A 25,049-nucleotide genomic window follows, 5' to 3' on the forward strand; every position below is an offset into this window, starting at 1 on the left:
CATGAGGGCTGAAAGGGTCGTGTCCTGCCGAATCGAGACCTGACGATGTCCTCTTACCGCCTCGGCGAGCTCTTTCCGGATGCGTTTTCGCCCGCCGAGGCGGGACGCGTCGTGGCGGGCGTCGCCTTCGACAGTCGCAAGGTGGCTTCGGGCGCGGTCTTCGTCGCGCTGGCCGGGGCGAAGGCGGACGGGGCGCGCTTCATCACCGACGCCGTCGCGCGTGGCGCGAGCGCCATCGTATCCTGCGGACCGAAACCCGCCGATCTCCCCAAAGGCGTCGCCTTTGCGCGGGTCGCCGATCCGCGGCTGGCCCTTTCGCTGGCGGCCGCCGTCGTCTATCCGCGTCAACCCGGCGCCATCGTCGCCGTGACCGGCACCAGCGGCAAATCCTCGGTCGCCGATTTCACGCGGCAGATCTTCGCGGCGCTCGGGCATGAGGCTGCGAGCCTCGGCACCATCGGCGTGGTGACGTCGAAGGGCGCGGACTACGGCTCGCTGACGACGCCGGACCCGCTCTCGCTGCACGCCTCGCTCGACCGGCTGGCGCGGACTGGCGTCACGCATCTGGCGATGGAGGCGTCCTCGCACGGGCTCGACCAGCGCCGGCTCGACGGCGTGCGCCTCGAGGCCGGAGCCTTCCTCAATCTCGGCCGCGACCATCTCGACTATCATCCGACCGTCGAGGACTATCTCGCCGCCAAGATGCGGCTCTGGCGGCTGCTGCCGCCGGGCGCGCCGGCCGTGATCAACCGCGACGAGCCGTATGCGGCCGAGGCGGCCGAGGCCGCGTCGGCCGCCGGTCACCGCCTGATCAGCGTCGGGCGCAGGGGAGAGACGCTGAGACTGGTCGCCGGCGCCCGCGACGGTTTTGCCCAGCGCCTGACGGTTGCCCATGGCGGCCGGGAGCGCGAGATCGTGCTGCCGCTGGTCGGGGATTTCATGGCCGGCAATGCGCTGGTCGCCGCAGGGCTTGCGATCGCGACTGGCGAGAATGGCGATGCGGCGCTCGCCGCCATGTCCGGGCTGACAGGCGTCGCCGGCCGGCTGGAGCGTGTGGCTGAGGTCAATGGCGGGCTCGCCATCGTCGATTACGCCCATAAGCCCGATGCGCTAGCTGCCGTTCTGTCGACGCTGCGGCCCTATGCGACGGGCAGGCTGATCTGCGTCTTCGGCTGCGGCGGCGACCGCGACAAGGGCAAGCGCCCGCTGATGGGGGCGATCGCGGCCGAGAAATCCGACATCGCCATCGTCACCGACGACAACCCGCGCAGCGAGGATCCTGCCGCGATCAGGGCCGAGATCATGGCCGCATCGCCCAGGCTCGCCGAGATCGGAGACCGTGCGGAGGCGATCCGCCATGGAGTCGGCCTGCTCGGGCGGGGCGATCTTCTGGTGATCGCCGGAAAAGGCCATGAAAGCGGCCAGATCGTGGGCGATCGCACCTTGCCCTTCTCGGATCACGAGGCCGTCAGGGCAGCCATCGCGGAGATTCACGGATGAGCGCGCCCCTGTGGAGCGGCGAGAAGCTGGCGTCGGCGCTGGGCGCGCGGCTCGTCGGCGCGATGCCGGCGACCGTGACCGGAGCCTCGATCGACACGCGCACGATCGAGCCCGGCGAGGCCTTCTTCGCGATCCGGGGCGAGGCGCGCGACGGGCATGATTTCGTCGCAGGCGCTTTGGAGAAGGGCGCCGGTCTCGCCGTGATCGACGAGGCGCATGCGGCCGCGTTCGCCGGAGCCGGTCCCTATGCGGTCGTGCCCGACGTGCTGAAGGCGATGGAGCGGGCCGGCGTCGCCCGCCGCGCCGAGCTGAAGGCCGGCGTCGTCGCCGTCACCGGCTCGGTCGGCAAGACCGGCACGAAAGAAGCGCTGCGGCTCGTGCTGTCGCGCCAGGGCAAGACCCATGCGCCGGTCGCCTCCTACAACAATCATTGGGGCGTGCCTTTGACGCTGTGCCGAACGCCGGCCGATGCGCGCTACGGCGTCTACGAGATCGGCATGAGCAATCCCGGCGAAATCCTGCCGCTGGCGAAGCTCGTCATGCCGGATGTCGCGATCGTCACGACGGTGCAGCCTGTGCATCTGGCGGCGTTTTCCTCGCTCGACGGCATCGCCGAGGAGAAGGGCTCGATCTTCTCCGCGCTGAAACCGGGGGGCGCCGCGATCCTGAACGCCGACATTCCGCAGACGGCGCAGCTGCGCCGGCTCGCCGAGGCGGGGCCGGCAGGGCGCATCGTCACCTTCGGCGAGAGCCCGGACGCCGATGTGCGGCTGCTGTCCTGCGCGCTGAAGCCGGCCGTCTCCACCGTCGACGCGGTGATCCACGGCCAGCCGGTCACCTACCGCCTCGGCAGCCCGGGCAAGCATATCGTCCTCAATTCGCTGTCCGTTCTGGCGGCGGTCGAAGCGCTGGGGGCCGATCTCGCGCTGGCCGCCCTGGCGCTGGGCGATCTCGCCCCGCCGACCGGGCGCGGCGCGCGCCAGAGCCTGCAGGCGCCGGGCGGTCCGTTCACGCTGATCGACGAAAGCTATAACGGCAACCCGGCCTCGATGCGCGCCGCGCTCGAGAATCTCGGCCGCATCCCGGTCGCAGGTCGCGGACGGCGCATCGCCGTACTCGGCGACATGCTCGAGCTCGGTCCGAGCGGGCCGGCCCTGCATGAGGAACTGGCGGACGCCGTCCTGACCAATGGGGTCGACAAGGTTTTCGCCTGCGGGCCGCTGATGCGCGGACTCTATGACGGATTGCCTTCCACCGTCAGGGGGGCTTATGCGGGCGCGGCGAGCGGGCTGGAGCCGCTCGTGCTGGACGCGATCCGGGCCGGCGACGTCATCACTGTCAAGGGATCGCTCGGCTCGCGCATGGGGCCGATCGTCAAGTCGATCACGGCGCGCTTCCCGGCCGTGCCTGCGGACGAATAGAACGAAAGTCACTGAAAGATGCTCGTCTGGCTGGCCGATTTCTCGAGCACGTTCCCGGTCCTGAACGTGTTTCGCTACATCACCTTCCGCACCGGCGGGGCGACAGCGACGGCGCTGCTCTTCGTCTTCTTCTTCGGCCCGGCCGCGATCTCCTGGCTGCGCATCAAGCAGGGCAAGGGCCAGCCGATCCGCGTCGACGGACCGGAGTCGCATCTCGCCAAGCGGGGCACGCCGACCATGGGCGGGCTGATGATCCTGACCGGGCTCTTCGCCGCGACGCTGCTCTGGGGCAATCTGCGCAATCCTTACGTCTGGATCGTGCTGATGGTGACAGCGACCTATGGCGCTATCGGCTTCTACGACGACTATCTCAAGGTGACGAAGCAGTCCCACAAGGGCTTCTCGGGCAAGGCGCGGATCACGCTCGAGGTCGCGATCGCGCTCGTCGCCTGCACCGCCATCATGCAGGTCGGCCCGCCGGCGATCTCGTCGGGATTCGCCATGCCGTTCCTGAAGGAACTGATCGTGCCGCTCGGGCTTATGTTCCCGCTGGTCGCGGCCTTCGTCGTCGTCGGGGCGGGCAATGCCGTCAATTTGACCGACGGGCTCGACGGGCTCGCCATCGTCCCGGTGATGATCGCGGCGGCGACCTTCGGCTTCATCTCCTATCTCACCGGAAACGCGATCTTCGCCAACTACCTGCAGATCCACCATGTGCCCGGCGTGGGCGAACTCTCGGTGATCTGCGGGGCGCTGATCGGAGCGGGGCTCGGCTTCCTCTGGTTCAACGCGCCGCCGGCGCAGATCTTCATGGGCGACACCGGCTCTCTCGGCCTAGGGGGGCTGCTAGGCACCATCGCGGTCGCGACCAAGCATGAGATCGTGCTCGCCATCGTCGGCGGGCTGTTCGTGCTGGAGGCTCTCTCGGTCATCATCCAGGTCTTCGTCTACAAGCGCACCGGCCGGCGCGTCTTCCTGATGGCGCCGATCCACCATCATTTCGAGAAGCTCGGCTGGACCGAGCCGCAGGTCGTGATCCGCTTCTGGATCATCTCGGTGGTGCTGGCGCTGGTCGGCCTGTCGACGCTGAAGCTGCGCTGATCCGATGACGCCGGTCACGGTCTTCGCCGGGCAGCAGGTCGCCCTGTTCGGGCTTGGCGGATCGGGATTCGCCACCGCGCGCGCGCTCGTGGCGGGCGGAACGAGGGTCGCGGCCTGGGACGACAGCCAGGCCAGCCGCGACAAGGCGGTGAGCGCAGGCATCGCGGTCGTCGATCTCGCTAGCGCCGACTGGTCAGGCTTCGTCGCGCTGGTGCTGGCGCCCGGCGTCCCGCTGACGCATCCGCAGCCGCACTGGACGGTGGAGAAGGCGAGGGCCGCCGGCATCCCCGTCATCGGGGACATCGAGCTGTTCTTCCGCGAGCGTGCGGCGAGCGCGCCCGATACCCCGGTCGTCTGCATCACCGGCACCAACGGCAAGTCGACCACCACGGCGCTGATCGCGCATGTCCTGCGCAGCGCCGGCCGCGACGTGCAGATGGGCGGCAATATCGGCGTCGCCGTGCTGGCGCTGGAGCCGCCGGCCGCGAACCGCATCCACGTCATCGAATGTTCGAGCTACCAGATCGATCTCGCGCCCTCGCTCGGCCCCACCGTCGGCATCCAGATGAACCTGACGCCCGACCATCTCGACCGGCACGGCACGTTCGAGGCGTATGGCGCGATCAAGGAGCGGCTGGTCGCGAGCGCCGATATCGCGGTGGTCGGCGTCGACGACGAGGCGTCCAAGCAGATGGCGCGGCGGCGCGCGGCGTCGGGGCGGCCGCTGGTGAAGATCAGCGGCGAGCAGCCGCTCGGCGAGGGCGTCTTCGCCGGCATCGCCGCCAATGCCGGTGCGCTCGACACCCGCATCGTGCAGGTCCGCGACGGCAAGCCGAAAATCGTGGCCAACCTTGCCGGAATCGGCAGCTTGCGTGGCTCGCACAACGCCCAGAACGCGGCGGCCGCCTTCGCCGCCTGCTTCGCTCTCGGTCTGTCGGCGGACGAGATCGCGGCGGGTTTCAGGAGCTATCCGGGACTGGCGCACCGGATGGAGGAGATCGGCCGGATCGGCCGCGTCGTCTTCATCAACGATTCCAAGGCGACCAATGCCGACTCGACCGAGAAGGCGCTGACCTCCTTCCGCGACATCTTCTGGATCCTGGGCGGCAAGGCGAAGGAGGGCGGCATCGAAAGTCTGACGCGCTATTTCCCCAACATCGCGAAAGCCTATCTGATCGGAGCCGCGAGCGACCTGTTCGCGCGGACCTTCGAGGCGGCCGGCAACGTGACCCATGAGCGCTGCGGCGCCCTCGACGTCGCGGTGGCGGCCGCGACCCGCGATGCGCTGGCGCATGGCGGGTCGGGCGAGATCGCCGTGCTGCTCTCGCCGGCCTGCGCGTCCTTCGACCAGTTCCCGAATTTCGAGGCGCGCGGGGAGGCGTTCCGGGGGCTGGTGACGGCGCTGCCGGGATTTGCGCCGTTCGTGGCGCGGTAGCGCGCGCCATCGCCACATCAGCCGCCCGTGTCGCGGCCTTTTCGAGAGGCGCTCGGAATGTCGTGCGAGCGGCATCATCGTCATTCAGACCAGGCTGCGCCTCGATATTGCGTTCCTTGCTTGCCGCAGGATCGAGAAACCTGTCGCTCGATTGAATGTGGCGCCTGCTCGAGTTCATGGAGCAGATCGCCGGTCGACAGGGCGATCACGCGCTTTGGCGGCAAGCACACGAAGCTGCGTCGGCCACGGCCGCGTTGGGCACTTCCAGAGCCGAAAGTTCACCGCGACCCTTCGAGCGTGCGGCCGGATTCGCCAGGCTCAAGACCTGAAACTCCGCGAAGACGCTCGTCGGACTGGTCGTGACCTGCCCCGGCCGGCGGCGCGCCCAGGCCACGATACCTCCGCGCCGGTTCGCGCCATATCGCGGGTGACCATGGCACGAAGCATAGCTTGTCGGCCGGGTGATGTCGGCTGTCTGGCGAGACATCCCGACGAGTTCGGGTATGGTCGACGCTGCCGATTGGAATCAAACGCTTAACCATTCGTTGACAGTATGATTCGCTACGAAGGCGTGGCCCGGCCGCGCCTTGAACGATATCGGAGCGATTCATGGTCTCGCGCGCGGAACCCAGTTTCAGCGGTCGCTGGTGGTGGTCTGTCGACCGGGTGATCCTGGGCGCTCTCGTCGCGCTGATGGTCTCTGGCGTCGTTTTGCTGATGGCGGGCGGGCCGCCCGTGGCCGAGCGGCTGGGGCTCCCGACCTTCCATTTCGTCAACCGCCAGGCAGTCTATCTCCTGGCGGCGCTCGGCATCGTGCTCGGCGTCTCCTTCATGTCGCCGCGCCAGGTGCGCCGGGCGGCGCTGCTGATCTTCATCGTCTCGCTCGCCATGGTGGTGGCGACGCTTTATTTCGGCGTCGAGGTCAAGGGCGCGCGGCGCTGGCTGACGCTGGGGCCGCTCGGCTCGATGCAGCCCTCGGAATTCATGAAGCCGGCCTTCGTCGTGCTCTCGGCCTGGGCCTTCGCGGAAGGCACGCGCCGGCCCGACCTGCCGGGCACCTGGCTCGCCTTCCTCCTACTGCCGCTGGCAATCACGCCGCTCGTGCTGCAGCCCGATTTCGGCCAGACCGTGCTGGTCAGCCTGGTCTGGTGCGGGCTGTTCTTCGTCGCCGGCCTGCACTGGTTCTGGGTGCTGGGGTTGGGCGGGGCAGGCGCATTCGGCATCCTGATCGCCTATCAACTCGTGCCGCATGTGCGCGACCGTATCGAGCGGTTCATGGACAAGGGCTCCGGCGACACATTTCAGATCGACACGGCTCTGGAGAGCTTTGCGGCAGGCGGCTGGCTCGGCAAGGGGCCGGGCGAGGGTACCGTCAAACGCATCCTGCCGGACGCCCACACCGATTTCATCTTCGCGGTGACGGCCGAGGAATTCGGCATCGTCGTCTGCATCCTGCTGGTGATGCTCTTTGCGCTGATCGTGCTGCGGTCGCTTTCTGTCGCGCAGAAGGCCGAGGACCCGTTCATGCGGCTGGCGGTAACGGGTCTGGCGCTCCTGTTCGGCATTCAGGCGGCGATCAACATGATGGTCAACCTGCGCATGATGCCGGCCAAGGGCATGACGCTGCCCTTCGTCTCCTATGGCGGCTCGTCGCTGCTCTCGCTGGCGATCAGCACCGGCTTCCTGCTGGCGCTGACGCGCAAGCGGCCACGCGCCACGGGGTATGGCGAGCACGGACGCTGACGCCATGACGAGCGGACCCCTCGTCATCCTCGCCGCCGGCGGCACCGGCGGCCATCTGTTTCCAGCCGAGGCGCTGAGCCACGCGCTCCATGAGCGCGGCATGCGCGTCTTGCTGATGACCGACACGCGCGCCGCCGAGTTCGCCAAGGGTTTTCCGGCCGAGGCGGTGCGTGCCGTGCCGGCGGCGACGCCGTCGGGACGCTCGCCGCCGAAGATGGCCGGCGCATTGCTCCAATTGGCAAAGGGCACGATCGCCGCGCGCCGCATCGTCCGCGAGCTCAAGCCCGTCCTCGTGGTCGGCTTCGGCGGCTACCCGACCGTGCCGCCGGTGCTCGGCGCGGCGCTCGGCGGCTTCCGGACCATGATCCACGAGCAGAACGCCGTAATCGGCCGGGCCAACCGCTTCCTGTCGGCGCGCGCGAGCGTGATCGCGACGGGCTTCGCCGAGGTCGGCGGCCTGTCCGCGCCGGCCAGGGCGAAATGCCGGCAGGTCGGCAATCCGGTGCGGCCCGCCGTTGTCGATGCGGCCGCGCCCTATGAGTGGCCGGGCGAAGGCGCGTTCGAACTGCTCGTCTTCGGCGGCAGCCAGGGCGCGCGCATCATGGCAGACATCGTGCCGCCGGCGATCCAGTTGCTCACCCAGAGCGAGCGGGCGCGGCTCAGGATCGTCCAGCAGGCCCGCACCGAGGACCATGACCGCGTCCACGGCATCTATGCGGGATTGGGCGTCCGCGCCGAGATCGAGCCCTTCTTCAAGGATCTGCCCGCGCGAATGGCCAAGGCCCATCTCGTGATCGGCCGGGCCGGCGCTTCGACCGTCGCCGAACTGACCGTGATCGGCCGTCCCGCCATCCTCGTGCCGCTGCCGGGCTCGCTCGACCAGGACCAGGCCGCCAACGCCGCGGTGCTGGAGCGGACCGGCGGCGCGATCCGCATCCTGCAGAGCGAGTTCTCGCCGCGTCGGCTGGCCACCGAGCTGTCGCAGCTGCTGGCGCAGCCGGCCCACTTGACGACCATGGCCGCAAACGCGAAGAGCGCCGGCATCCCCGACGCGGCGGAGCGGCTCGCCGCACTCGTCTGCGAGAGCGCCGGATTCTAGTTTCTCGCGGGTTCCAGTTTTTCAAGGATTGTCCGATCATGAAGCTGCCGCCAAAACTCGGCGCCATCCATTTCGTCGGCATCGGCGGCATCGGCATGTCCGGCATCGCCGAGGTGCTGCACAATCTCGGCTATCAGGTGCAGGGCTCGGACGCCGCCGACGGCGCCAACGTCAAGCGCCTCGCCGAGAAGGGCATTCGTACCTTTGTCGGCCACAAGGCCGAGAATGTCGGCGAGGCCGAGGTCGTCGTGGTCTCGACCGCGATCAGGCGCGACAATCCGGAGCTGACCGCGGCGCGCGAAATGCGCCTGCCTGTGGTGCGACGGGCCGAGATGCTGGCCGAGCTGATGCGTCTGAAGAGCTGCGTCGCGATCGCCGGCACGCATGGCAAGACGACCACGACCTCGCTCGTGGCGACGCTGCTGGAGAAGGGCGGGCTCGACCCGACCGTGATCAATGGCGGCATCATCAACGCCTACGGCACCAACGCCCGCATGGGCGAGAGCGACTGGATGGTGGTGGAGGCCGACGAATCGGACGGCACCTTCCTGAAGCTGCCGGCGGACGTCGCCATCGTCACGAACATCGATCCCGAGCATCTCGACCATTTCGGCACCTTCGACGCGATCAAGGCGGCGTTCCGGACCTTCGTCGAGAACCTGCCCTTCTACGGTTTCGCGGTGATGTGCATCGACCATCCGACCGTGCAGGGGCTTGTCGGGCAGATCGAGGACCGGCGCGTCGTCACCTATGGCGAGAACCCGCAGGCCGATTTCCGGCTGATCGACATCGATCTCTCCGGCGGGCAGGCCAAGTTCACGCTGCTGATCCGCGACCGCAAGCGCGGCCGCGACGAGGTGGTGCGCGACCTGGTCATGCCGATGCCCGGCCATCACAACGCGCTCAACGCCACGGCGGCGATCGCAGTCGCCTATGATCTCGGCGTGCCGGTCGAGCGCATCCGTGCGGCGCTGGCAGGCTTCGGCGGCGTCAAGCGGCGCTTCACCAAGACCGGCGAATGGAACGGCGCGCTGATCTTCGACGATTACGGCCACCACCCGGTCGAGATCGCCGCCGTGCTCAAGGCGGCGCGCGCCTCGACCAGGGGCAAGGTCATCGCGATCGTGCAGCCGCATCGCTATACCCGGCTCGCCAGCCTGTTCGACGATTTCGCCGCCTGCTTCAACGACGCCGACACGGTGATCGTGGCCGACACCTACGCCGCCGGCGAGGCGCCGATCCCCGGCGCCGATCGCGACGGCCTGGTCTCGGGCATCAAGGCGCGCGGGCATCGCCATGCCCTGGCGCTGGAAGGACCGGAGCAGCTCGCCGGCATGGTCGCGGAGCTGGCCGGGCCGGGCGACTACGTCGTGTTCCTCGGGGCCGGGAACATCACGCAATGGGCCTATGCGCTGCCGGGCGAGCTGGCGGCTCTTGCTTGACCCTTCTCCCTTTGGGGGAGAAGGGCTATAGCGCCCGGCCATGACCTTTCCCGACATCGCTCCCGATCTTCGCGCCGCCGCGCCCGCTCTGCGCGGACGGCTTCTCGCCAATCACGACATGGCAGGGCTGACCTGGTTTCGCGTCGGCGGGCCGGCGCAGGCGCTGTTCGCGCCCGCCGACGAGGACGATCTCGCTCTGCTGCTGTCGGTGCTGCCGCCCGAGATTCCGGTCACGGTGGTCGGGCTCGGCTCCAACCTCATCGTGCGCGATGGCGGCGTTCCCGGCGTCGTGATCCGGCTCGGCGGCAAGGCTTTCGGCGAGATCGCACTGGAGCCGGGCGACCGGCTTCGCGCCGGAACGGCCGTGCCGGACGTCAAGGTGGCGCGTGCCGCCGCCGACGCGTCGCTCGACGGGCTCGCCTTCTATCGCGGCATTCCCGGCTGCATCGGCGGGGCGCTCAGGATGAATGCCGGCGCCCATGGCGGGGAGACCACCGACGTGCTGGTCGAGGCGCGCGGCGTGACCCGGACCGGCGAGGTCGTGACGCTCTCCCACGCCGACATGGGCTTCACCTACCGCAACAGCGCGACCTCGACCCACGAGACCGTCTTCACCTCGGCGCTGTTCCAGGGCCGGCCGGGCGAGCAGGCGGCGATCCAGGCCGAGATGGACCGCGTCACGGCGGCGCGCGAGGCGGCCCAGCCGATCAGGGAACGCACAGGCGGCTCGACCTTCAAGAACCCGCCCGGCGGCAAGGCCTGGCAACTGATCGACGCCGCCGGCTGCCGCGGCCTGCGCATGGGCGGCGCGCAGGTCTCGGAAATGCACTGCAACTTCCTGATCAACGCCGGCGGCGCGACGGCGGCCGATGTCGAGGGGCTCGGCGAAGAGGTGCGCCGGCGGGTCAAGGAGACCTCCGGCTTCGATCTCCATTGGGAGATCAAGCGGATCGGGGTGGCCGCCTGACGGCGGCGCCCCGCCAGGGCAAGCGCAATCGCGGCAGGGCGTAAGGACTTCATCGTGGAGCAGTCCCATGACGCGCGACGCGGATCGCATCCACGGTCAACCCGCATCGCGCTCGCCGCTCCCGCTGGCAACGTCATTCGCAGGATCCGCTTAAACCGCCACAGCAACCGCCCCGATTTTGCGTCTTGTTGGCGCTGAGCTCGGCAAATCCGGCTTCGGCGCCCTTGCCCCGTCGGCATCGCGGCCTTTTCTCCAACCCCTTAACGCCGCATTAACCGTCCAAAAGCGAGGGTCGGCGCGTTGCGCATCGGGGACCCGCATGACCAAACATGTCGCAGTGCTGATGGGCGGCTGGTCCGTCGAGCGCGAGGTCAGCCTCAACACCGGCGCGGGCTGCGCCGCGGCGCTGGAAAGCGTCGGGTATCGGGTGACGCGGATCGACGCGCGGCGCGACGTGGCCGAAGTGCTGGCGCGACTGAAGCCCGACGTCGTCTTCAATGCCCTGCATGGCCGCTTCGGCGAGGACGGCACGATCCAGGGCGTGCTGGAAATCCTCGGCATTCCCTACACCCATTCCGGCGTTCTCGCCTCGGCGCTCGCCATCCGCAAGGACCGGGCGAAGACCGTAGTGGCCGCCGCGGGCGTCGCCGTGGCGCATGGCGTCAACGTCTCGCGCTTCGAGGCTGCCGAGCGCCACGTTCTGCCGCCGCCCTATGTGCTGAAACCCATCGACGAGGGCTCGTCCGTCGGCGTCGTCATCGTCAAGAAGGGTCGCGAGCATCCGCCGCAGGAGATCGCGCGGGCCGACTGGCCCTGCGGCGACATGCTGATGGCGGAAGCATTCATTTCGGGCCGCGAACTGACCTGCGCCGTGATGGGCGATCGCTCGCTCGGCGTGACCGAAATCCGCGCCGCCACGGGCGAGTTCTACGACTACGACGCGAAGTACACGAAAGGCGGCTCGATCCACATCTGCCCGGCGCAAATTTTACCAAATATTTACCAGCAGATCGAAGAGTGGTCGTTAACGGCGCATCAAGCAATCGGGTGCCGGGGCGTCAGCAGGTCGGACTTCAGATACGACGACGAGAGCGACACGCTCGTCTGGCTGGAGGTCAACACGCAGCCCGGCATGACCGAGACCAGTTTGGTGCCCGAGTTGGCCGCCCATGCGGGCATGAACTTCGGTGAACTCGTCAGATGGATGGTGGAGGACGCCTCCCTGGATCGGTGAAAGCGGGAACGGCCCTGGCCGTCCGCCGCTCGACGATCCCCGCCGCCGGCCCGCAATTGCTGGTCGGACAGCGCCCGGGCCGCTGGCTTGGGCGCTCGCGCCGCAGCGCGGTCGCGGTGCCGCTGGCGCAGCGCCTGCCGCGCCGCATCGGCACCGGCCTGGCGCTGGGCTTCCTGACGCTGAGCCTCGGCATCGGGTCCGTGCTCGGCGGCCATTTCGACAGGCTGCGCGAGGCCTACGGCGAGCCGCGCCACATGCTGGCGAAGCTGGTCGGCCTCGGCATCGACAGGGTCACCATCTCCGGCATCGCCGAACTCTCCGAGATCGAGGTGCTGATCGCGGCCGGCATCGACCCGAAGGTCTCCCTCGCCTTCTTCGACGCCGACGAGGCGCGCAAGCGCCTCGAGGCGACGCCGCTGATTCGCGAGGCGACCGTCCGCAAGCTCTATCCCGGCGAAGTCTCGATCACGCTGACCGAGCGGGCCCCCTTTGCGCTCTGGCAGGTCAAGGGCGACCTCTTCGTCATCGCCGCCGACGGCACCGTGATCGACAAGATGGATGACGGCCGCTTCGCCCACCTGCCGCTGGTCGTCGGCGCGGACGCCAACAACCGGGCCAAGGAATATCTGGCGCTGCTGGCCGAGGCCGGTCCTCTCGCGCCGCGTGTGCGCGCCGCGACGCTGATCGCCGGTCGGCGCTGGACGCTCAAACTGGACAACGGCATGGATGTACGCTTGCCCGAGACCGGCGCGCCGGAAGCGGTCAGGCGCCTCGTCGCGCTGCAGAGCGATTTGCGTCTGCTCGACAAGGACGTGCTGGCGATCGATCTGCGCCAGCCCGACCGCGTCGTCATGCGGCTCTCGGAGGAGGCGGCCTCCGCCCGCGCCGAGCAGCTCAAGACCAAGGGCAAGAAGAAGGGAGGCGAGGCATGAACCTCACGTCCCAGGGCCTGACGCCGCGGATGCGGCCGCTCTCGTCGCGCAAGAGCGCGACGCTCTCGATTCTCGACATCGGCACCAGCAAGGTCGTCTGCCTGATCGCCGAGCTGAACCCGGCCGAGGCCAACCAGCGCCTGCGCGGCCGCACCCATGTCGCGCGCATCATCGGCATCGGCCATCAGCGCTCGCTCGGCGTGAAGGGCGGCGCGATCATCGATCTGGAGAACGCCGAGCGCGCGATAAGGGCGGCGGTCGACGCGGCCGAGCGCATGGCCAAGGTCGAGGTCCAGTCGGTCGTGGTCAACCTGACCGGCGGCCGGCTCGGCTCGCAGCATTACGAAGCCGGCGTCGACCTTCGTTCCGGCTCGGTCGGCGGCAACGACGTCAAGCGCGTGCTCGCGGCGGCCGCGACCCATGCGCTCCGGCCCGGCAAGGCGGTGCTGCATGCGCTGCCGACGGGTTATGCGCTCGACGGCATTCCCGGCGTGCTCGATCCGCGCGGCCTGATCGGCAACAAGCTCTCGGTCGACATGCATGTCGTCGCCAGCGAGGCGGCGGCAGCGCGCAACGTCATGCTGGCGGTCGAGCGCTGCCATCTGGAAGTCGAGGCGGTGGTCGCGACGCCCTATGCTTCGGGTCTTTCGGTGCTGGTCGACGACGAAGCCGAAATGGGCGTCGTCGTGGTCGACATGGGCGGCGGCACGACGAGCCTCGGGGTCTTCTCCGGCGGGCATCTGATGCATGCCGACGCGATCGCGGTCGGCGGCAACCATATCACAATGGACGTGGCGCGAGGGCTCTCGACCCGCGTCTCGGCGGCCGAGCGGCTGAAGACGCTGCACGGCTCGGCGATCTCCAGCTCTTCCGACGAGCGCGACATGATCTCGGTGCCTCAGGTCGACGACGACGAGCGCGACACGCCGAACCATCTCGCCAAGTCGCATCTGATCCGGATCATCAAGCCCCGCGTCGACGAGATCCTCGAACTGGTGCGCGACAGGCTCAACGCCGCCGGCTACTCGGCCCAGGCCGGACGCCGCGTCGTGCTGACTGGCGGCGCCTGCCAGCTCACCGGCCTGCCGGAGACGGCGCGGCGCATCCTCGGCGGTCAGGTCCGCACCGGGCGTCCGCTCGGGATCAAGGGCCTGCCGGAAGCCGGCAAGGGCCCGGCCTTCGCGGCCTCGGTCGGCCTGCTGGTCTATCCGCAGGTCGCCCATGTCGAGCATTTCGAACCACGCAGCGCCGGCGCGTTCCAGCCGACGGGCATGGACGGCTATCTCTCGCGCGTCGGGCGGTGGCTCAAGGAAAGTTTCTAAAGTGTTCAGATGCGCGGGGCGTTTTTCCGGTCGCATCAAAGTCGAATCGTGGCAATCGGGACGGCTCCCGCCAGGCGCCGGACAAGGATCATAGAGGCAACCATGGCGATGAATCTGCAAGCCCCGGACATCCGGGAACTGAAGCCCCGGATCACGGTGTTCGGCGTCGGCGGCGCCGGCGGCAATGCGGTCAACAACATGATCGAGGCCGGTCTCGACGGCGTCGATTTCGTCGTGGCCAACACCGACGCGCAGGCTCTCGCCTTGTCGCGGGCCTCGCGCATCATCCAGATGGGCCTGCAGGTCACCGAGGGTCTCGGCGCCGGCTCGCAGCCGGAAGTCGGGCGGGCTGCGGCCGAGGAGGTGATCGACGAGATCCGCGATCATCTCGCCGGCGCGCACATGGTCTTCATCACCGCCGGCATGGGGGGCGGCACCGGCACGGGGGCGGCTCCCGCCATCGCCCGCGTCGCCCGCGACATGGGCATCCTGACGGTCGGCGTCGTCACCAAGCCGTTCCAGTTCGAGGGCCATCGCCGGATGCGCATGGCGGAAGCCGGCATCGGCGAGCTCAACGAGGCGGTCGACACGCTGATCGTGATCCCGAACCAGAACCTGTTCCGCGTCGCCAACGAGACGACCGGCTTCGCCGACGCCTTCGGCATGGCCGACCAGGTGCTCTATTCCGGCGTCGCCTGCATCACCGACCTGATGGTGCGTCCGGGCCTGATCAATCTCGACTTCGCCGACGTGCGCGCCGTGATGCGCGGCATGGGCAAGGCGATGATGGGAACCGGCGAGGCGCAGGGCGAGAAGCGCGCGCTCAGCGCCGCCCAGGCCGCGATCAACAACCCGCTGCTCGACGACGTCTCGATGAAGGGCGCGCGGGGCCTGCTGATCTCGATCACCGGCGGGCGCGACATGAAGCTCTACGAGGTCGACGAGGCCGCGACCCGCATCCGCGAGGAGGTCGATTCCGAGGCCAACATCATCGTCGGCGCGACCTTCGACGAATCGCTCGAGGGCACCGTGCGCGTCTCCGTCGTGGCGACCGGCATCGACAAGCCGCAGACCACCCAGGCCGAGATGGACGAGACCGAGGCCCGCATCGCCCAGGTCGCCGAGCGCCTGAAGGCGGAAGCCCGCCTGCGCACCGCGGCTCCGGCCCCGCGCCAGCAGGCGATGCCGGCCGAGCCGGCGATGGCTCCCGGCATCGAGACGCTGCGCCCCGCGGCCGCGCCCGCTCCGGTCGCCATGTCCGAGCATATCCGCATCGAGCCGGCCCAGCCGCGCCCGGTGATGGCGGTGGCGCCGGCGCTGGAGCCGGTCGCTCCGGCGGAACCCGTCATGGCGCATGCGGAGAGCTTCATCCCCCCGGTCGCCGAGCGTTCGGTCGTCCGTCCGACGCGGATGCCCCGGATCGAGGATCTGCCGGTTCCGGCGCAGAACCAGATCGCCGCCAGCCGTGGCGCGCAGGCCGTGCCGCAGCCCGCCGCCTCCGCCGACCAGAAGCGGATGTCGCTGATGCAGCGCCTCGCCGCCGTCGGCTTCGGCCGCAAGGACGAGGACGCCGCCGAGCAGCCGGCGCCGCCTATCCGCCAGGCGCCCGCCGCGCCCGCGGCCACCCCCGCGCCGAGCGCTGCCCATGCGGAATATATGCGCCGGCCGGCCCCGCCAGCCTCGCGCCCCGCCCAAGGCCAGCTCGATACGCTCGGCCGCGTCCAGCCGAATCGCAGCAGCGAGGAGGATCACCTCGAAATCCCGGCCTTCCTGCGCCGTCAGACCAGCTGAGCCGCCGGCCGGTCGTCGCCTGACTGTAGCAGGTCCCGGCGCAGAGCCCCGCGCCGGGACCTGTTCACGTCTGGAAAACCATATCTATCAATCGGATCGTCAGTATTCTCTGGCGTTCTGCGGTTGTAACAGAGCGAAAGAAAGCGTGATTTTGTCTGCCGGTCCAGGGCGCTTATGTTGCAGCTGCACTAAGGGGGACATCGGCGCGGGATTTTGCTCCGCGCCGCGCTTTCAGGGGTACCGCAAAAGGTGACTGACCGGACGCTTCCAGCAAGCGCCCCCAGCCTTCTTGCGGTCTAGGATTTGGATACCGGAATGAACTTCGATCGGCAGACCACATTGCGCGCTCCCGTGACCCTGACGGGCATCGGTGTGCACTCCGGCTCTCCCGCCACGATCTGCCTCAAGCCTTCCAGTGCGAATTCCGGCATCGTCTTCCTGCGCAAGGGCCCCGACGACGGCCCGGCCCAACTCATCCACGCCAGGCACACCAAGGTCAGCGCGACCGAGCTCTGCACCGTGATCGGCGACAAGGCCGCGGCCTCCGTCGCGACGATCGAGCATCTGATGTCGGCCTGCGCCGGCCTTGGACTCGACAACGTGCTGGTCGAGATCGACGGGCCCGAGATGCCGATCATGGACGGCAGCGCCGCCGAGTTCGTCGCCGCGATCGAGGCGACGGGCACGGTCTCGCTGAGCGCCGGCCGCCGCTATCTCAAGGTCCTGCGGCCGGTGCGCGTCGAGAACGGCCGCGCCTTCGCCGAGCTCCTGCCCTTCGATGAGGGCTTTCGCCTCGATGTCGAGATCGACTTCGACACCACGGTGATCGGCCGCCAGCGCAAGGTCTTCGATCTCGATCCGGTCGCTTACGCCCGCGAGATCTGCCGCGCCCGCACCTTCGGCTTCATGCGCGACGTCGAGCAGCTCTGGAAGGCCGGCTTCGCGCTCGGCGCCTCGCTCGACAACACCGTCGCCATCGGCGAGGACAAGGTCATCAATCCGGAAGGCCTGCGCTACGCCGACGAGTTCGTGCGTCACAAGGTCCTGGACGCGATCGGCGATCTGGCCCTGGCCGGCTACCCGCTGCAGGGCGAGTTCCGCTCCCATTGCGGCGGCCATCGCCTCAACGTGCGCATCCTCGAGGCGCTCTTCGCCGACCGCGCGAACTACGCCATCGTCGAGGCCGCTCCCGTCTACGCCGCGCCGCGCGCCGTGCAGATGGCCGCCGCCGCGCCGGCCGCCTTCGCGCCCGACATTCGCTGAGGCGCGCGCCGCCGGTCTTTCAGAACGCCGGGAAGGTCCGGGCCGCTGCTGGTCCCGCCTTCGATTCGTCGATTTTCTGTCGCATCCGGGGCTCCGGTTCCGACCGGCGCTCGGCGCAGTGGCGCAACGGTCGCGTCTGAGGTATGGCATGCGCTTCCGACCGCGGGAACGCAGCGAAAGAGGACGGACGACGTGAGCGTCAATCGGCAAAGCATTCCGACCCCCCATCTCATCGGCAGGACCGTCGCCGGCCGGATCGGCGCCGGCCCCGCGCTGGCGCTGGGCGCAGCCTTGCTGCTCGGCGGCTGCGATACGATGTCGTCGCTCAATCCGTTCGACCGGCCCGAGGTCTACAAGCCCGAGGTCGTCGCCGAGGTCCCGGCCGACAGGCTCTACAACGAGGGTCTGGCGCGGCTGCAGAACGGCGACAGCGAAGGCGCGTCGAAGAAGTTCGACGAGATCGACCGGAACGCGCCGTTCTCGCCCTATGCCAAGAAGGGCCTGATCCTCGCCGCCTACACCAACTATCAGGCGAACAAGTGGGAAGAGGCGATCACCGCCTCGAAGCGCTTCATCGCGCAGAACCCGGCCAGCCCCGATGCGGCCTATGCGCAGTACATCATGGCGATGTCCTACTTCAACCAGATCCCGGACGCGACGCGCGACCAGGAGCGCACCGAGCGGGCCATCCTGGCGCTGCAGGAGCTGGTGACCAAATATCCGAAATCGGAATACGTGCTCGACGCCAAGGAGAAGCTCCTGGTCGCCCGCGACCAGCTCGCCGGCAAGGAGATGAATGTCGGGCGCTATTATCTCGAGAAGCGCAACTATACCGGCGCGGTGAACCGTTTCCGCGACGTGATCACCAAATATCAGACCACACGCCATGTCGAGGAGGCGCTGATGCGCCTGACCGAGGCCTATATGGCGCTCGGGATCACCAACGAGGCGCAGACAGCCGCCGCCGTGCTCGGGCACAACTTCCCCGACAGCCCGTGGTACAAGGATTCCTACGTGCTGCTGGAGAGCGGCGGCCTCGCCCCGCGCGAGGATCGCGGCTCCTATATCAGCCGCGCCTTCCAGGGTTTCTCGCGGGCGGTCATCAGCCTTAACCCGTTCTGATACCTGCCGCATGAAGGCTCGCGCGCGCCCGTTCCGCTCTTCGAGCCTTTAGGCCATGCTGGCCCAACTCCTGATCCGCGACATCGTCCTGATCGACCGGCTCGACCTGTCGCTCGGCGAGGGCTTGAGCGTCCTGACCGGCGAGACCGGGGCGGGAAAGTCGATCGTGCTCGACGCCTTCGCGCTGGCGCTGGGCGGGCGCGGCGATGGGTCTCTCGTGCGCCATGGCGAGGCGCAAGGGGCGATCAGCGCCGTCTTCGACCTGCCGAGGGCCCATCCCGCGCGCAAGCTCGCGGAGGCGCAGGAGATCGACACCGATGGCGACCTGATCCTGCGCCGGGTACAATATGCCGACGGCCGCACGCGCGCCTTCGTCAACGACCAGCCGGTCAGCGTCCAGATCCTGAAGCTGATCGGGGCCGCGATCGTCGAGATCCACGGCCAGCATGACGACCGCGCTCTGACCGACGCGGGCGAGCACCGCGCCATCCTCGACGGGTTCGGCGGGCTCGAAGGGCAGGCGGCGCAGGTCGCTGCCGCGAGCGAGACGCTGAAGCGCGCGCGACAGGCCTTGCAGGCGCAGCGCATCCGCGTCGAGGCGGCGCGCAAGGAGGCCGATTTCCTGCGCCATGCCGTGGCCGAACTGACCAGGCTCGCGCCCGGGGCCGGCGAGGAGGAGGCGCTGGCCGCGACGCGGCAGGGCATGATGCAGGCCGAGAAGGTCGCAAGCGATCTCGGCGAGGCCTACGAGGCCGTCGGCGGGCAGGCCTCGCCCCTGCCGGCGCTCTCGGCCGTGCTGCGCCGTCTTGAGCGCCGCGCGGGGCAGGCGCCGACGCTGATCGATCCGTCCTGCGCCGCGCTCAACACGGCGCTGGTGGCGCTGGAGGAGGCGGGCGAGGCGCTGCAGGCCGCGATGCGCGCCGCCGAATACGATCCGCGCGAGCTGGAGCGCACGGAGGAGCGGCTGTTCGCGCTGCGCGCCGCCGCCCGCAAGTTCGACGTGCCTGTCGATGGCCTCTTGCCGCTGGCGGAGAGCATGGCGGCGGATCTCGCCGCGCTCGACGACAGCGAGGGCGCGCTCGGCCGACTGGCGGACGAACTGAAGCACGCGGAGTCGACCTTCGTCGGGCTTGCGCAGGCGCTCTCATCGGCGCGACGCGAGGCCGCGTCCCGGCTCGACGCCGCGGTGAAGACCGAACTGCCGCCGCTCAAGCTCGAACGCGCCCGCTTCATCACCCAGATCGAGACCGACGCAGCCGCGCGCGGACCGGAAGGCTTCGACCGCGTCGAGTTCTGGGTCGAGACCAATCCCGGCACCCGGCCGGGTCCGATGATGAAGGTCGCGTCGGGCGGCGAACTCTCGCGCTTCATGCTGGCGCTGAAGGTGGTGCTGGCCGAGCGCGGCTCCGCGCCGACGCTCGTCTTCGACGAGATCGACACCGGCGTCGGCGGCGCCGTCGCGGACGCGATCGGCGAGCGGCTGGCCAGGCTCGCCCGGCGCGTGCAGGTGATCTCGGTGACGCATGCGCCGCAGGTCGCGGCCAAGGCGGGCCGGCATTTCCTGATCGCGAAATCGGCGCTGGACGGCGACGCCGCCGGGCGCACCGTGACCCGCGTGACCGCGCTGGAAGAGCGGAGCCGCCGCGAGGAGATCGCCCGCATGCTGGCGGGCGCGAGCATCACGGAAGAGGCGAGGGCTGCGGCGGGGCGGCTGCTGGAGGCGGCGGGCGTCGGACGGTCATAGGTGGCCTCGCCGGATCATTCCCAGGAGCGGGAATCCTTCGGCAGGCGCTGTTCCGGATCGACGATCTCGATCCGTGGCCCGTCGATTCCGTTCCAGCGCCAGAGCGCGACGCAACTGCCGCCGGGCGACATGAAGGACGGGTAGATCACACCGTCCCAGCCATCGTTTCGCAGCCGCTCGGCGAGGATGTGCGTCGGAGGTTTGACGCCATCATCGAGAAGCGCGCGCCAGGCGACGTTATGGATGTCAGCCGGGGCGCCTGTCTCGCGCAGCCCTGGGACATCCGTCAGATCGACCAACCGGACATTGCTCAGCTTGAGTTGTGCGATCAGGGCCGGGTGCTGAACGAAGCCCTGATTGTATTCGGCCCATGCTGTCGAAAGTTCGCGCGCCGCGTAAAGGCAGGGCTGTCCGACCGCGTTCCAGCGCCCGCCGTAGCGGGCCGCGCCCTCTCCCGACAGCGGGCGATAGGACCAGCGCGGGACATAGGCCCGCCAGAGCGCCAGCGCCTGAGCCGGCCCCGGCTCAGGCATAGACCCCGGCGCGAACCGATTCGAGATAGTCGAGCACCTTCGCGCCCTTGCCCTCACGGACCAGATCGAGCGCCGTCTTGCCACCCCAGCCCGGCAGCGGCTGGTGCTTGAACCAGATCGCGGCTCGGCCTTCGTCGCCGGCCATCTCGGCCGCCATGGCGACGATGCGCACGAGCGGGCTGAGCGCGCCGTCGACCTTGCGCGCGCCGGACTTCGCCGTCAGCGTCGAGCGCGCCACGCCGATCATCGCAGCAAGGTCGCTCAGGGGAAGCCCCAGCTTTTCCGAGACGCGGCGGGCCGAGAGATAGGGCTGGCCGCTTTCACGGAAAGCCGTCGCGCTCAACTCCAGTGCCGCGGGCATGGCGCAATTCCTGCATCATTCAGTCTCTGCCTGTCCAATATGAGACCGAGACGCGCGATTATCAATCCATGTCCTGCGGTCTTTGCCGCTTCCCGTCTTGCCTCCGTGCCGCTTCCATTCCCTTTTGTCCCGATCTGCTCTATGAGCCGCGTCCAACCGATGGCCGCGCGCCGGCTTGTGCTTTTTAGTGCCGCGCGCCCGTCGTCCGATTTCATGCGCCGTTTTCGTCTCTGCGCCGTAACCTCAGGCTCGACATCCCATGTCCTTTCTTCCCACGAGCGCGCCGCTCGCACGCGCGCTCGCCGAACGCAACTATTCCGATCCGACGCCGGTGCAGAACGCCGTGCTGGAGGAGCATGCCGCCGGCCGCGACCTGCTCGTGTCGTCGCAGACCGGCTCGGGCAAGACCGTCGCCTACGGGCTCGCCATCGCGACGACGCTGCTCGGCGAGGCCGAGGCCTTCGGCCGTGCGGCCAAGCCGCTCGCCCTGATCATCGCGCCGACGCGCGAACTGGCGCTGCAGGTCCAGCGCGAGCTGGCCTGGCTCTACAAGCACGCCAACGCCCGCGTCATCGCCTGCGTCGGCGGCATGGACCCGCGCCGCGAGGCGGCGCTGCTCGACGAGGGCGCGCATCTCGTCGTCGGCACGCCCGGCCGCCTGCGCGACCATATCGAGCGCCATCGCCTCGACGTCTCGGCGCTCAAGGCCGTGGTGCTCGACGAGGCCGACGAGATGCTCGACCTCGGCTTCCGCGACGATCTCGAATTCATCCTGAAGACTACGCCGGCCGAGCGCCGGAGCCTGCTGTTCTCGGCGACGCTGCCCAAGGCGATCATCCAGCTCGCCACCAACTACCAGCGCAACGCGCTGCGCATCGAGGTGACGGGCGGTTCGCGCGGCCATGCCGACATCGAATACCGCGCCATCCGGGTCTACCCGAAGGAGGCCGAGCTCGCCGTCGTCAACCTGCTGCGCTTCCACGACGCGCCGACGGCGCTCGTCTTCTGCAACACCCGCAATTCCGTGCGCCATCTCGAGGCGATCCTGCTGGAGCGCGGCTTTTCGGCCGTGGCGCTGTCTGGCGAGCTCTCGCAGAGCGAGCGCAATTCGGCGCTGCAGGCGCTGCGCGACGGCAGGGCGCGGGTCTGCGTCGCGACCGACGTCGCCGCGCGCGGCATCGACCTGCCGGGGCTGGAGCTGGTGATCCATGCCGAGCTGCCCAACGACCCGGAGGTGATGCAGCATCGCTCCGGCCGCACCGGGCGCGCCGGCAACAAGGGCACGAGCGTATTGCTGGTGCCGGCCTCGCGCCGCCGCAAGGCCGAGATGCTGATCGCCGAGGCCAAGGTCGAGGCGGTCTGGGCCGGCCCGCCGACGCAGGACGAGATCCGCGCGCTCGACCAGGAGCGCCTGCTCAACGATCCGATCCTGACCGGCGAGCCGGCGGAGGAGGACGCCGCCATGGTCGCGGCGCTGCTCGCGGGCCGTTCGATCAATGAGATCGCGGCGGCGCTTGTGCGTGTCTACCGCTCGCGTCTGCCGGGCGCCGAAGAGGTCGGCGATCCGAATTTCGGCCGCGACACGCGGTCGGCTCGTGCTCGCGCGGACTACGCCCCGCGCGAGGGCGCGCGCTTCGGCGAGGGTCGCGAGGCCAGCCCGCGCCCGGATGCCCCACGCCACAAGGCCGGTCCGCGCGGCGACACCGTCTGGTTCCGCCTCAATATCGGCCGGAAGGACGGGGCGGATCCGCGCCAACTGCTGCCGATGCTGTGCCGGCGCGGCAAGATCACCCGCGACGAGGTCGGCGCGATCCGCATCTTCGACAAGGAGACCAAGGTCGAGATCGACGCCGGCGTGGCCGAGCGCTTCTACGAACTGGCCAGGGCGGTCGACCGCGACAGGATCGTGATCGAGCCCGTCACCGGCGAGGAAGAGCGCCGTCCGGCCAAGCCTTTCGGCGAGAAGGCGAGCCATCGACCTTCAGCTCATGCGCCCGCCGCCCATGCCGGGCCCGAGCGCGACGACGGGCGGCCGGCCAGATCGTTCGAGAAGAAGCCGTTCGAGAAGAAGCCCTACGAGGGAAAGCCGTTCGAGGGCCGCGCGCCGGAGACAAGGCCGTCCGACACCAGGGCGTTCGACGGCAAGAAGCCCTACGGGGGCAGGAAGAAGGCCTATGAAGGCAGTGGCAAGCCGTTCGGCGCGGCCAGGTCTTTCGACACGGCAACACCGTATGACCCGGTCCGCCGCGACCGGGACCAGCAGGTCGCGGATCCGAACGTGTCGTTCCGGTCAGGCCCGAGACCCGACGGCAAGCCCGCTGGAAAGTCCCATGCCGGGGGCAAGCCCGGCTTCGGCAAGCCTTACGCCGGCAAGGGCGAGAGGCGGGCCGGCAAGCCCTTCGGCGCAGCCAAGCCGTTCAAGTCGAAAAAGCCGCGCTGAAAGCGGTGCCAATCAAAACGGCCGGCGTCATGCCGGCCGTTTTCGTTTCCGTCCGACGCCGCGCTCAGCGCAGGCCGAGGAAGGACAGGATCGCGAGGACGACGACGATCAGGCCGACGATGTAGATGATGTTGTTCATGGCGAGCCCCCAGGCTTGAGCGGGCCATCGCAGCCCGCATGATGGATGCCGCGCGGTTTTGATCCGCTGGCGCGAATTCAACCGCGTCCGCTCGCGAATGTTCCCGGATCGTCGCATGCCTGTCGCAAATGCGGCTCACTTGCCCCCATCCTTCGCCGGACCTAGGCTCGGCGAAAATCATCCGGGGGAACGTCCATGAAGCTCATTCGCCACGCGGCCTCGGCCGTGCTCGTCCTGCTCGCCACCTCGCTCGGGGCCGCGGCGCAGGACCGCCTCGTCATCGCCGGGCGCGATGCCGGGTTCGCGCCCGCGCTCGCCAGGATGGTCGAGCTTTACCAGGCCAGGAATCCGGCCGTGAAGATCGAGCGGCTCGAACTGCCGGGCGGCCCGCTCTACGAGCGGCTCGCCATCGGCGCGCGCGAGAAGACAGGCGCGACCGATGTCGCAATGCTCGACGACATCTGGGCGCCGGAGTTCATGTCGCGAGGCTGGCTGACCGATCTCGACACGGTGGGCGGTCTGCCGGGCGAGTTCGTCACGTCGGCGGCGGCGGTCTCGCGTCATCCGGTCGGGACGGGCAAGCTCTTCGCCGCGCCTTTCGTCGGCAACATCGCGATGTTCGCCTATCGCAAGGACCTGCTCGCCAAGCACGGGTTCGACCGGCCCAAGAGCTGGAGCGAGGTCGTCAAGGCGGCTGAGACGATCCAGGCCAAGGAGGAGGGCGTCTCCGGTCTCGTCTTCCGCGGGCTGAAGGGCAACCCGATCGTGACCTCCTTCCTGCCGGTGCTCTGGGCGCAGGGCGGGCAGGTCGTCGACGATGCCGGCAAGGCCGTGCTCGACACGCCCGAGGCGCTGAAGGCGCTGACCCAGTTCCTGAGCTTCAAGGCGCTCGCGCCCAAGGGCGTCGAGACCTACAACGCGACAGAACTGCGCGACGCGATTCATCAGGGCCGCGCCGCCATCGCCGTCGAGATGTGGTCGTCCTGGGCCGGCTCGCTCGACGACGGCAAGGTCTCGAAGGTGGCCGGCCAGGTCGAGGTCGTGGCCTCGCCCGGCGAGGTCAAGGGGCCGGCCCCGATGCTGGGCGCCTGGCTTCTGGCGATCCCGGCCGATTCCCCCAACAAGGCGCGCGCGGCCGATTTCATCCGCTTCGTCACCTCGCCCGAGAACCAGAAGCTGATCGCGCTGGAGACCGGCAATCCGCCGACGCTGGCGGCGCTGTTCAACGACAAGGACCTCGTCGCGAAATATCGCTGGTATCCGGCCCAGCTCGAGGCGCTCAACCTCGCCCAGGCCCGCCCGCGCATCACGCAATGGGCCCGCGTCGAGACGATCCTGGGCGACTATCTCCAGCTCGCCCTGATCGGCCAGATGCCGCCGCGGCAGGCGCTGACCGAGGCGAACGCGCAGATCGCGCGGGCGCTGGCGCGCTGAGCGTCTCGTCATTGCGAGCCTAGCGA

General features: G+C 69.1%; 20 protein-coding genes. 17 read left to right on the plus strand and 3 right to left on the minus strand.

The annotated features are described in order from the left end of the window. Positions 1-45 precede the first annotated feature (45 nt). From AC1RRW_RS12060 to recN, 15 genes are all read left to right on the plus strand, one after another. On the plus strand, positions 46-1,500 hold the full coding sequence (locus AC1RRW_RS12060; RefSeq protein WP_492901006.1) for a UDP-N-acetylmuramoyl-L-alanyl-D-glutamate--2,6-diaminopimelate ligase: 1,455 nt from the start codon (positions 46-48) through the stop codon (positions 1,498-1,500). Further along, positions 1,497-2,921 (plus strand): UDP-N-acetylmuramoylalanyl-D-glutamyl-2,6-diaminopimelate--D-alanyl-D-alanine ligase, encoded by a 1,425-nt coding sequence (locus tag AC1RRW_RS12065; RefSeq protein WP_492901007.1) that lies wholly within the window; start codon positions 1,497-1,499, stop codon positions 2,919-2,921. The genes AC1RRW_RS12060 and AC1RRW_RS12065 overlap by 4 nt, the downstream gene beginning before the upstream one ends. A gap of 18 nt (positions 2,922-2,939) precedes the next feature. After that, positions 2,940-4,022: a phospho-N-acetylmuramoyl-pentapeptide-transferase gene (gene mraY / locus AC1RRW_RS12070; protein ID WP_492901008.1), complete on the plus strand. Its 1,083-nt coding sequence runs from the start codon at positions 2,940-2,942 to the stop codon at positions 4,020-4,022. 4 nt (positions 4,023-4,026) lie between these two features. After that, positions 4,027-5,457 carry a UDP-N-acetylmuramoyl-L-alanine--D-glutamate ligase gene (gene murD, locus AC1RRW_RS12075; protein WP_492901009.1) on the plus strand — a complete coding sequence of 477 codons (1,431 nt, stop codon included), beginning with the start codon at positions 4,027-4,029 and terminating at the stop codon, positions 5,455-5,457. 609 nt (positions 5,458-6,066) lie between these two features. Then, on the plus strand, positions 6,067-7,200 hold the full coding sequence (locus AC1RRW_RS12080; protein ID WP_492901010.1) for an FtsW/RodA/SpoVE family cell cycle protein: 1,134 nt from the start codon (positions 6,067-6,069) through the stop codon (positions 7,198-7,200). Positions 7,201-7,204: 4 nt separating this feature from the next. Beyond that, positions 7,205-8,299 carry an undecaprenyldiphospho-muramoylpentapeptide beta-N-acetylglucosaminyltransferase gene (murG, locus tag AC1RRW_RS12085; RefSeq protein WP_492901012.1) on the plus strand — a complete coding sequence of 365 codons (1,095 nt, stop codon included), beginning with the start codon at positions 7,205-7,207 and terminating at the stop codon, positions 8,297-8,299. Positions 8,300-8,337: 38 nt separating this feature from the next. Next, positions 8,338-9,741, plus strand: coding sequence for a UDP-N-acetylmuramate--L-alanine ligase (murC, locus tag AC1RRW_RS12090; RefSeq protein ID WP_492901013.1), 1,404 nt, complete (start codon positions 8,338-8,340; stop codon positions 9,739-9,741). 40 nt (positions 9,742-9,781) lie between these two features. Next, entirely contained in the window at positions 9,782-10,708 is a 927-nt protein-coding gene (murB, locus tag AC1RRW_RS12095; protein WP_492901015.1) for a UDP-N-acetylmuramate dehydrogenase, read from the plus strand. Between the two features lie 319 nt (positions 10,709-11,027). Continuing rightward, positions 11,028-11,942, plus strand: coding sequence for a D-alanine--D-alanine ligase (locus AC1RRW_RS12100; RefSeq protein ID WP_492901140.1), 915 nt, complete (start codon positions 11,028-11,030; stop codon positions 11,940-11,942). Beyond that, the gene (locus tag AC1RRW_RS12105) at positions 11,939-12,874 is read left to right on the plus strand and encodes a cell division protein FtsQ/DivIB (protein WP_492901017.1); all 936 of its coding nucleotides are present in this window, start codon (positions 11,939-11,941) and stop codon (positions 12,872-12,874) included. The genes AC1RRW_RS12100 and AC1RRW_RS12105 overlap by 4 nt, the downstream gene beginning before the upstream one ends. Continuing rightward, positions 12,871-14,196 carry a cell division protein FtsA gene (gene ftsA / locus AC1RRW_RS12110; protein ID WP_492901018.1) on the plus strand — a complete coding sequence of 442 codons (1,326 nt, stop codon included), beginning with the start codon at positions 12,871-12,873 and terminating at the stop codon, positions 14,194-14,196. The genes AC1RRW_RS12105 and ftsA overlap by 4 nt, the downstream gene beginning before the upstream one ends. Before the next feature lie 102 nt (positions 14,197-14,298). Next, positions 14,299-15,987, plus strand: coding sequence for a cell division protein FtsZ (gene ftsZ, locus AC1RRW_RS12115; protein WP_492901019.1), 1,689 nt, complete (start codon positions 14,299-14,301; stop codon positions 15,985-15,987). 315 nt (positions 15,988-16,302) lie between these two features. Beyond that, a complete protein-coding gene (lpxC, locus tag AC1RRW_RS12120; protein WP_492901020.1) occupies positions 16,303-17,250 on the plus strand; it encodes a UDP-3-O-acyl-N-acetylglucosamine deacetylase in 948 nt (315 codons plus the stop codon). A 231-nt stretch (positions 17,251-17,481) separates the two neighbouring features. Then, entirely contained in the window at positions 17,482-18,372 is an 891-nt protein-coding gene (locus AC1RRW_RS12125; RefSeq protein ID WP_492901141.1) for an outer membrane protein assembly factor BamD, read from the plus strand. 55 nt (positions 18,373-18,427) lie between these two features. Continuing rightward, positions 18,428-20,116, plus strand: coding sequence for a DNA repair protein RecN (recN, locus tag AC1RRW_RS12130; protein WP_492901021.1), 1,689 nt, complete (start codon positions 18,428-18,430; stop codon positions 20,114-20,116). Positions 20,117-20,130: 14 nt separating this feature from the next. Here the strand turns inward: recN and AC1RRW_RS12135 are convergent, their stop codons facing one another. Continuing rightward, positions 20,131-20,649: an RES family NAD+ phosphorylase gene (locus AC1RRW_RS12135; RefSeq protein WP_492901022.1), complete on the minus strand. Its 519-nt coding sequence runs from the start codon at positions 20,647-20,649 to the stop codon at positions 20,131-20,133. Continuing rightward, positions 20,642-21,010: an antitoxin Xre/MbcA/ParS toxin-binding domain-containing protein gene (locus AC1RRW_RS12140; protein ID WP_492901023.1), complete on the minus strand. Its 369-nt coding sequence runs from the start codon at positions 21,008-21,010 to the stop codon at positions 20,642-20,644. The genes AC1RRW_RS12135 and AC1RRW_RS12140 overlap by 8 nt, the downstream gene beginning before the upstream one ends. 259 nt (positions 21,011-21,269) lie before the next feature. Between AC1RRW_RS12140 and AC1RRW_RS12145 the strand changes: the two genes are divergently transcribed. Further along, positions 21,270-23,450 (plus strand): DEAD/DEAH box helicase, encoded by a 2,181-nt coding sequence (locus AC1RRW_RS12145; protein WP_492901024.1) that lies wholly within the window; start codon positions 21,270-21,272, stop codon positions 23,448-23,450. 64 nt (positions 23,451-23,514) lie between these two features. Here the strand turns inward: AC1RRW_RS12145 and AC1RRW_RS12150 are convergent, their stop codons facing one another. Beyond that, positions 23,515-23,670 carry a hypothetical protein gene (locus AC1RRW_RS12150; protein WP_492901025.1) on the minus strand — a complete coding sequence of 52 codons (156 nt, stop codon included), beginning with the start codon at positions 23,668-23,670 and terminating at the stop codon, positions 23,515-23,517. Between the two features lie 114 nt (positions 23,671-23,784). Here AC1RRW_RS12150 and AC1RRW_RS12155 point away from each other — a divergent pair, with 114 nt between their 5' ends. Next, complete coding sequence (locus AC1RRW_RS12155; protein ID WP_492901026.1) at positions 23,785-25,023, plus strand: ABC transporter substrate-binding protein; 1,239 nt, start codon at positions 23,785-23,787, stop codon at positions 25,021-25,023. Positions 25,024-25,049 lie beyond the last annotated feature (26 nt).

It is taken from the genome of Allobosea sp. GW821-FHT12C12 (assembly GCF_058807355.1).